This is a genomic window from Mesorhizobium sp. (genome assembly GCF_024509055.1).
Classification (GTDB): Bacteria; Pseudomonadota; Alphaproteobacteria; order Rhizobiales; family Rhizobiaceae; genus Mesorhizobium.
In genome coordinates this window covers 1-8,967 of the sequence record NZ_JANINM010000541.1, presented here as the reverse complement: position 1 = coordinate 8,967, position 8,967 = coordinate 1, and the positions used below count along the sequence as shown (strand labels likewise).

The 8,967-nt window shown below is 63.5% G+C and carries 5 protein-coding genes; 2 read left to right on the top strand and 3 right to left on the bottom strand.

The features are described 5' to 3' along the window. Window positions 1–40: 40 nt before the first annotated feature. Window positions 41–1,369, top strand: coding sequence for a DNA polymerase IV (locus Q0L57_RS32850; RefSeq protein ID WP_296747255.1), 1,329 nt, complete (start codon window positions 41–43; stop codon window positions 1,367–1,369). A 52-nt stretch (window positions 1,370–1,421) separates the two neighbouring features. Here the strand turns inward: Q0L57_RS32850 and Q0L57_RS32845 are convergent, their stop codons facing one another. Further along, entirely contained in the window at window positions 1,422–1,925 is a 504-nt protein-coding gene (locus Q0L57_RS32845) for a hypothetical protein (protein WP_296747254.1), read from the bottom strand. Between the two features lie 189 nt (window positions 1,926–2,114). On the opposite strand from Q0L57_RS32845, the gene Q0L57_RS32840 reads away from it, so the two are divergent. Beyond that, window positions 2,115–3,002, top strand: coding sequence for a DMT family transporter (locus Q0L57_RS32840; RefSeq protein WP_296747253.1), 888 nt, complete (start codon window positions 2,115–2,117; stop codon window positions 3,000–3,002). Between the two features lies 1 nt (window position 3,003). Here Q0L57_RS32840 and dnaE read toward each other — a convergent pair whose 3' ends face one another. Then, window positions 3,004–6,531, bottom strand: coding sequence for a DNA polymerase III subunit alpha (dnaE, locus tag Q0L57_RS32835; RefSeq protein WP_296747252.1), 3,528 nt, complete (start codon window positions 6,529–6,531; stop codon window positions 3,004–3,006). 102 nt (window positions 6,532–6,633) lie between these two features. Next, window positions 6,634–8,646, bottom strand: a complete 2,013-nt coding sequence (locus Q0L57_RS32830) for an acetyl/propionyl/methylcrotonyl-CoA carboxylase subunit alpha (protein ID WP_296747251.1) — start codon at window positions 8,644–8,646, stop codon at window positions 6,634–6,636. Window positions 8,647–8,967: the final 321 nt, after the last annotated feature.

Sequence of the window (8,967 nt, the reverse complement as noted above, 5' to 3'; positions counted from 1 at the left end):
GCCGGCCCTGCGCTGTCGTACCATTGCATTTGTTCTCTTTATGTTCGCAGCGATGACCGCTCCTGTCAACAATCCCGAACACGGTTTTTGCCGTGACTGCCTGGCTCTCCAGCGCAGCGAGACGCGTCGCTGCGAACGCTGCGGCAGTCCACGCCTTGCCCGCCATCCCGAGCTTTACCGTCTGCGCATCGCCCATATCGACTGCGACGCGTTCTATGCGGCGATCGAAAAGCGCGACAATCCGGCGCTGAAGGACAAGCCGGTGATCGTCGGCGGCGGCAGGCGCGGCGTCGTCTCCACGGCCTGCTATATCGCCCGAATCCAGGGCGTACGCTCGGCCATGCCGATGTTCAAGGCGCTCGAAGCCTGTCCTGAAGCCGTGGTCATCCCGCCCAATATGGAAAAATACGTCGCCGTCGGCCGCCAGGTGCGGGCGCTGATGCAGGCGCTGACGCCGCAGGTCGAGCCGCTATCCATCGACGAGGCGTTCCTCGATCTCGCCGGCACCGAGCGGCTGCACGGCATGCCGCCGGCGCTCGTCCTGGCACGCTTCGCGCAGACGGTGGAAAGAGAGCTCGGCATCACCGTCTCGGCCGGCCTGTCCTACTGCAAATTCCTGGCCAAGATCGCGTCCGACTTCCGCAAGCCGCGCGGCTTTTCGGTGATCGGCGAGGCCGAAGCGCCAAGTTTCCTGGCCGCGCAACCGGTGACCTTGATCTGGGGTGTCGGCAAGGCATTGGCGGCGACACTGGAGCGTGACGGCATCCGCATGATAGCCCAGTTGCAGCGCATGGAGCGCGGCGAACTGATGCGCCGGTACGGCGTGATGGGCGACCGGCTGCACCGGCTTTCCCGCGGCGAGGACGACCGCCGTGTGGACCCGGATGGCGATGCCAAGAGCGTTTCGGCCGAAACCACCTTCGACACCGACATCGCATCCTTGGCGGAACTGGTGCCGGTGCTGCGAGGGCTGTCCGAAAAAGTTTCGACGCGGCTGAAGAAGGCAGGCATTGCCGGGCGCACCGTGGTGCTGAAATTGAAGACGCAGGATTTCAAGATCCGCACCCGAAACCGCCAGCTTGGCGACCCAACCCGGCTGGCCGACCGCATCTTCCAGACCGGCCTCGAACTTTTGCGCCGAGAGACAGACGGCACCAAATTCCGGCTGCTGGGCATCGGTGTCAGCGATCTTTCCGACGACGAGAAGGCCGATCCGCCCGATCTGGTCGACGTCCAGTCGCGCAAGCGAGCGCTCGCCGAAGGCGCCATCGACGCGTTGCGCGACAAGTTCGGCAAGAAGGCCGTGGAGACCGGCTACACCTTCGGCAAGGGCCGCGGCGCCAACTCTCCCGAACCCCTGGAAGAATAAACCGGCCCAGAGTCAGCCTCGCGTCACCTGATATACCTATTGGATATCAGTGTTAGGTACGCTTGAGATCGATCCGGCTCGTCACCACTATTTTATGAGTTTGCGGGTCCATGTCGGTCACGGTCAGCCGCATGTCGTCGGCGCCGATCTTTTCCACGGTCAGTTCAGCGTCGCGGTCGCCGTTGACGATCTTGGCCCAATGGATGTCGAGGTTGATCGCGTTGCCGGCGCGACTCCCCTTAAGCCCTGCCGGCCCGGTGCGCGAACCGATATAGACGCCGGTATAGGTCGTCCCGTCGGTCTTCAGGTCGGCCCGGATCTGCCGCGTCATGATCAGCATGGCGCGGCATGTGCCGTCCAGCGACAGCGAATTTGCCGTCGTGTTCGATGTGAAGGTGCAGGAGACATTCATCACCGGGAGGTTGGTCCTCAGTCTGACAGTTCCTTTGCCGGCAAATTTTCCTTGCAATGAATGCAGGAAATTTGCCTCGTCGGCATGAGCGCTGGTCACGCCGAACAGGCACACTGCAAGCAGCGACGCTGCGACTGATTTCATGAAGACATCCCTCTCGAGGTCGCGGATCGTGGATTCCGCGAAGGAACGAACAGAAGCATGGACTCAGAACGGCCATCCGGTCCGACAGGTTCCGCTTCCGCCGTGACGGTTTTTTGACGCCCGCGCTGGCCCAGTCAAATGGCACGGCTAGCGATTGCGGCAAAGGCCCGGGATTGCGACATAGCGCCAATGGCACCCGCTCCCTCAATTCCAAAGGCCGCGTTCTGGATGGCGCTGTCGATCGCCTCGTTCCTGGCGATGTCGATCGCCGGCCGCGAGACGACCGCCGAGCTCAACGTCTTCCAGGTCCTGGAAATGCGTTCGGTGATCGGTTTCTTCATATTGATGCCGTTGGTGATGATGAATGGCGGCTTCGCCGCGATGCGCACCGAACGCCCGCTTGCTCACATCGCCCGCAACGTCATCCACTACAGCGGCCAGGCCGCTTGGCTCTACGCGTTGACGCTGATCCCGTTGGCGGTGCTGATCTCGATCGAGTTCACCACGCCGATCTGGACGGCGATCCTGGCAGTCAGCTTCCTCGGCGAAAAGCTGTCGAAAGCCAGGCTGACAGCGATCGCGCTCGGCCTGATCGGCGTGGTGATCATCGTGCGTCCCAACGCCGGTTCGATGGATCCCGGTCATCTCGTCGTGCTTGGCGCCGCCGTCTGCTTCGGCATCTCGATGGTCATGGTGAAGTCGCTGACCCGCACCGACAGCGTCGTGCGTATCATCTTCTGGATGCTGCTCATCCAGTCGGCGGTCGGCCTTGTTCCAGCGCTCTATGACTGGCGCAACCCGTCCCTCGCGCTCTGGCCATGGATCGTGGTGATCGCCTTCAGCGGCATGTCATCGCATTTCTGCCTGGCGCGGGCGCTCGCTTACGCCGACGCCACGATCATCTCGCCGATGGATTTCCTTCGCGTGCCGTTGTCGGCACTGGTCGGCTGGCTGCTCTATCACGAGCAGATCGACATCTTCACCGCCGGCGGCGCGGCCTTGATCCTGGCTGGCAACCTGCTCAACCTGCAGCGCAAGGCGCCGCAGGTAGCGGAAGCCGAGGCCGCAACGTCCTGAGCTATACAAGTTCCACTTCGACGACGCCTGGAACGGCCCGCATCGCCGATGCCACCTGCGGCGAGATGCGATAGCGGTTGGGCAGTTCGATCTCGACCTCGCCCTGCCCGGCATCCTTGATCAGCACGAAGCTCACCTGCCCCTCGCCCTTCACCGAAAGCTGGTTGGCGAGAATGCCGAGCGGTGCTGCATCGCGCACGAAGATGCGAAGCGCCTTCTGGATGCGGCTCGCCTCGTCCTCCAGAGACTGCACCGTCTGGATGCGCAGGTTGATGCCCTCGGGCCTGTCCTCCGCCGAAACCGTGATCACCACGGAGCGGCCGGGCTCCAGCATGTCGCGAAACTGCGCCAGGCCTTCGGAAAACAGCACCGCCTCATACTGGCCCGTCGTGTCGGAAAACTGCACGACACCCATCTTGTTGCCGGTGCGCGTCTTGCGCTCCTGCTTGGTGGTGACCGTGCCCGCCAACCGACCGGCGGCGGCGCCGCGTTTGACGGCCGCAGAGAACTCGCCCCAGTTCTGCACTCGCATCTTCTGAAGTGCCGCCTTGTATTCGTCGAGAGGATGCGCCGACAGGTAGAACCCGACCACCTGGAATTCCCGGTGCAGGCGGTCCGCTGCAAGCCAAGGGTCGGTCGCCGGAAGGTTGAGCGCCTGTGACTGGCTGCCGAGCGAAGCGCCGAAGATGTCGGCCTGGCCAGAGACGGCGTTCTGCTGGGCCAGCGCGGCAAGCCCCATCATCCGCTCGACGCCGGCCATCATCTGGGCGCGGTCATGCCCGAAGCAATCCAGCGCGCCGGCCATGATCAGGCTTTCGAAGACGCGCTTGCCGACGACCTTCGGATCGACCCGTTCGCAGAAATCGGCGAGGTTCTTGAACGGCTTTTCGCCGCGCATGGCAACGATGTGCTCGACCGCGGCGTCGCCAACGCCTTTGAGGGCGGCCAGCGAATAGAAGATCTTGTTCTCGCCGACCTCGAACGGGCGGAAACTCGACATCACCGACGGCGCCACCACCTCGATGCCGAGCCGCAGCGCGTCCTGGCGGAAGTCGGCGAGCTTGTCGGTGTTGCTCATGTCGAGCGTCATCGACGCCGCCAGGAACTCGACCGGATAATGCGCCTTGAGATAGGCCGTCTGGTAGGAGACAACCGCGTAGGCTGCCGCATGCGACTTGTTGAAACCGTAGTCGGCGAATTTCGCCAGAAGGTCGAAGATGAAGTCGGCCTGCGGCTTGCCGACGCCGCGCTCCACCGCGCCCGAGACGAAGCGCTCTCGCTGCTTGTCCATTTCGGCGCGGATCTTCTTGCCCATGGCGCGGCGCAAAAGGTCGGCTTCGCCGAGCGAATAGCCCGAAAGCACCTGCGCGATCTGCATCACCTGTTCCTGGTAGACGATGACGCCTTGCGTCTCCTTCACTAGGTAATCGATCTTGGGATGGATCGAGGCCATCTCCTCCTCGCCATGCTTTCTGGCGTTGTAGGTCGGGATGTTCTCCATCGGGCCGGGGCGGTAGAGCGCCACCAGCGCGATGATGTCCTCGATACAGTCCGGCCGCATGCCGATCAGCGCCTTGCGCATGCCCGCGCTTTCAACCTGGAACACCCCGACCACCTCGCCGCGCGACAGCATGGCGTAGGTGTCCTTGTCGTCGAGCGGTATCGTCGCAAGGTCGATGTCGACGCCGCGCCGGCGAATGAGCTTCACCGCCGTCTCCAGCACGGTCAACGTCTTCAGGCCGAGGAAGTCGAACTTCACCAGCCCCGCCTGCTCGACATATTTCATGTTGAACTGGGTGACCGGCATGTCCGAGCGCGGATCGCGGTACATCGGCACCAGTTCCGACAAAGGCCGGTCGCCGATGACGATACCGGCGGCATGCGTCGAGGCATGGCGGTAGAGGCCTTCCAGCTTCTGCGCGGTGTCGAGCAGCGTCTGGACGATCGGCTCCTTTTCCGCCTCCTCGGCAAAGCGCGGCTCGTTGGCGATGGCGTCCGCCAGCTTGACCGGATTGGCCGGGTTCTGCGGCACCATCTTGGACAGCTTGTCGACCTGGCCGTAAGGCATCTGCAGCACGCGTCCGACGTCGCGAAGCACCGCGCGCGCCTGCAGCGTACCGAAGGTGATGATCTGCCCCACCTGGTCGCGGCCATATTTCTGCTGGACGTAGCGGATCACCTCCTCGCGCCGGTCCTGGCAGAAGTCGATGTCGAAGTCCGGCATCGAGACGCGGTCCGGATTGAGGAAGCGCTCGAACAGCAGCGAGAAACGCAGTGGGTCGATATCGGTGATCGTCGTCGAATAGGCGACCAGCGAGCCCGCGCCCGAGCCACGGCCCGGCCCCACCGGAATGCCCTGCGATTTGGCCCATTTGATGAAGTCGGCAACGATCAGGAAGTAACCGGGAAACTTCATCCTCTCGATAATGCCGAGCTCGAATTCAAGCCGTTCGCGATATTGTTCGATTGTGTAGCCGGGCGTCGGTCCGTGCGCGGCTAGCCGCGCATCAAGCCCCTCACGAGCCTGGCGGGAGAGCTCGGCGGCCTCCGCCTTTTCCGCCGCATCCTTGTCGACGGCGTCGGCGCCGGTGAAGCGCGGCAGGATCGGGCTGCGGTTCTTCGGATAATAGGCGCAGCGCATCGCGATCTCGACGGTGTTGTCGATCGCTTCCGGCAGGTCGGAGAACAGCCGCGCCATCTCGGCCTGGCTGCGCAGGAAATTGTCCGCCGCAAGCCGGCGGCGGTTGTCGGCGGCAACCACCGAGCCTTCAGCAATGGCAATCAGCGCGTCATGCGCCTCATAGTCCTCGCGCTTGGAGAAGAAAGCCTCGTTGGTGGCGACCAGCGGCAATTCGTGGGTGTAGGCAAGGTCGACCGTCGATTTTTCGACCATGCGATCATAGCCGGTGACGCGTTCCAGTTCGACATAGAGCCGATCACCGAACAGGCCTTTGAGGAAGAGCAGCCGCTGCTCTGCGAGATCGCGCCGATCGGCCTTCAGCGCGGTGCCGATTGGGCCGCGCGGACCGCCGGTAAGGCAAATCAGGCCGTCGCTCTGACCTTCCAGCATCGCGCTGGTCAGATGCACCGGCTCGCCGGGCGGCGTCTCCAGATAGACCTTGCTGATCAGCCGCACGAGATTGGCGTAACCGGCCTCGCTCGCCGCAATCAGCACGATCGGCGACATTTCGGGGCCCTGCCGGCGGCGGTCGCGCTGGGCATCCGCAGCCTCGCTGGAAAATGCGAGATCGATCTGGCCGCCGATGATCGGCTGGATGCCGTCCTTGACCGCCTTCTGGGCGAATTCGAGCGCGCCGAAGAGGTTGTTGGTATCGGTCACGGCGATCGCAGGCGCCTCATCCTTGACCGCATGGCCGACGATTGCACCCAACTGCAAGGCGCCTTCGAGCAGCGAGTAGGCCGAATGCACGCGCAGATGGATGAAGGTCCGGGCCGGCGCCTCCGGCCGCGCGGCCTTCACGGCTGCTTCGCGCTGCAACGGGTCGCGTGGAAGTCGTTCATCCGCCATGGGGTTTGTGCCGCTCTGTGAGACTCAACATCGGTGGAGATGTATTGTCCGCAAGCGCTCGATGCGAGTCCAGCGAGCACCTGTGCACAGCGGTCTCAAGTCTCAGTCGAATTCCATGATCACCGCATCGACCGCCAGGCTGTCGCCAGGCTTGGCGTTGAGCTTGGCAACGGTCAGGTCGCGTTCGGCGCGCAGCACGTTTTCCATCTTCATCGCCTCGACCACGGCGAGCGTCTCGCCGGCCTTGACCTCCTGCCCTTCCTTCACCGCGATTGACACGACGAGGCCGGGCATCGGGCAGAGCAGCATCTTCGAGGTATCCGGCGGCAGCTTTTCAGGCATCAGCCTTTCGAGCTCCGCCGTGCGCGGCAGCATGGCGCGCGCCGTCACCGACATACCCTTCCACGCAATGTGCAGGCCATTCAGCATCGGCCGGACCTGCGCCGCAATCCTCTGGCGGCCGACCGTGCCGTGCCAGATCGCATCGCCGGGACGCCAGTCCGAGGCAACCGTCAGGGGATTGCCGCCGTCGATCGACAGATCGACCTCCATCGGGATGGAGACCATGCCGTCGACGATTGTCGCGGACAGATAAGCGCCGCCGATCTTCACCTCCCAGTCTCGCTTGAGGTGGCCGGAATGCGGCGCCAGCCGGCCGCTCAGACGGTCGAGCCGGTCGCGGCGCAGCAATTCGATGGCCGTGGCGATAGCCGCGAACACTGCCCTCTCCTCGCCGTCCGGCTCCACCGGCGCGAAGCCGTGCGGATACTCCTCGGCGATAAAGCCGGTCGACAGCCGCCCCTCTCGCCAGCGCGGATGCTGCATCAGCGCCGAAAGGAACGGGATATTGTGCTCGATGCCGTCGACCACAAAACTGTCCAGCGCCTCCGACATGGCGTCGATCGCCGCCAGCCTCGTCGGCGCCCAGGTGCAGAGCTTGGCCACCATCGGGTCATAGAACATCGATATTTCGGAGCCCTCGGTGACGCCGGTGTCGTTGCGCACCACGACATCGCCGAACGTTCCCTCCTCGGGCGGGCGGTAACGCGTCAGCCGACCGATCGAGGGAAGGAAATTGCGGAAAGGATCCTCGGCATAGAGGCGGCTTTCCACCGCCCAGCCGTTGAGCTTCACGTCGCTCTGCTTGATGCCGAGCTTCTCGCCGGCGGCGATGCGGATCATCTGTTCGACGAGGTCGATCCCGGTCACGAGTTCCGTCACCGGATGCTCAACCTGCAATCGCGTATTCATTTCAAGGAAATAGAAGTTCTTGTCCTTGTCGACGATGAACTCGACCGTGCCGGCGCTCTGGTAGTCGACGGCCTTGGCCAGGGCCACGGCCTGTTCGCCCATGGCCTTGCGCGTCTTGGCGTCGAGGAATGGCGACGGCGCCTCCTCGACCACCTTCTGGTTGCGGCGCTGGATCGAGCATTCGCGCTCGCCGAGATAGAGCGCGGTGCCATGCGCGTCGGCGAGCACCTGGATCTCTATATGGCGTGGATCGACGACGAATTTCTCGATGAAGACCCGGTCGTCGCCGAACGAACTCTTCGCTTCCGAGCGCGCCCGATCGAAGCCGTCGCGAACCTCCGCCTGGCTCCAGGCGATGCGCATGCCCTTGCCACCGCCGCCGGCCGACGCCTTGATCATGACCGGATAGCCGATCTCGCCGGCGATCTTTTCCGCGTGGTCGGCATCCTCGATCACGCCCAGCCAACCGGGCACAGTCGAGACATTGGCCTCGCTGGCGAACTTCTTCGATTCGATCTTGTCACCCATCGCCTTGATGGCCTTGGGCTTGGGGCCGATGAAGACGATGCCTACCTTTTCCAGCGCCTCGCAGAACGAGGCGCGCTCGGACAGGAAGCCGTAGCCAGGGTGCACCGCCTCGGCGCCGGTCTCCTTGCAGGCGGCGATGATCTTCTCAGGGACCAGGTAGCTCTGCGCCGCGGGCGGCGGACCGATATGCACGGCTTCGTCGGCCATTTCGACATGCACGGCGTCGCGATCGGCATCCGAATAGACCGCGACCGTGGCAATCCCCATCTTGCGAGCCGTCTTGATCACACGACAAGCGATCTCGCCGCGATTGGCGATCAGGATCTTCTTGAACATTCGGACGTCGTTCCTCCGGCGAAGTGGTCCAGTTCTATGGACAATCCAGGCGCGTCTCAAGTGGTCTGGAGCCACCGATCTCGGCACCTGATGCCAATTGCGGAAACCGCGCCGAAAAACGTCGCAACAGGCGTTGGCCACCTTTCCGGAACCCGTTAAGGTGTCAGTGGGCTTAGGACGGGCGGCAAGGTAGACGTCGCCCGCAGGCAGGCTTGGCAGTCTGCTGTAACTTGAAACTTACAAATTATCGCCTTGGAGGAATCGCCCCATGAAAACGCGTGCCGCGGTCGCTGTTGGAGCTGGAAAGCCGCTTGAGATCAT

Excerpts from the sequence above, each read along its gene's own strand:
- Q0L57_RS32850 (WP_296747255.1), top strand. The coding sequence starts at position 41 with ATGTTCGCAGCGATGACCGCTCCTGTCAACAATCCCGAACACGGTTTT.
- Q0L57_RS32845 (WP_296747254.1), bottom strand. The coding sequence starts at position 1,925 with ATGAAATCAGTCGCAGCGTCGCTGCTTGCAGTGTGCCTGTTCGGCGTG.
- Q0L57_RS32840 (WP_296747253.1), top strand. The coding sequence starts at position 2,115 with ATGGCACCCGCTCCCTCAATTCCAAAGGCCGCGTTCTGGATGGCGCTG.
- dnaE (WP_296747252.1), bottom strand. The coding sequence starts at position 6,531 with ATGGCGGATGAACGACTTCCACGCGACCCGTTGCAGCGCGAAGCAGCC.
- Q0L57_RS32830 (WP_296747251.1), bottom strand. The coding sequence starts at position 8,646 with ATGTTCAAGAAGATCCTGATCGCCAATCGCGGCGAGATCGCTTGTCGT.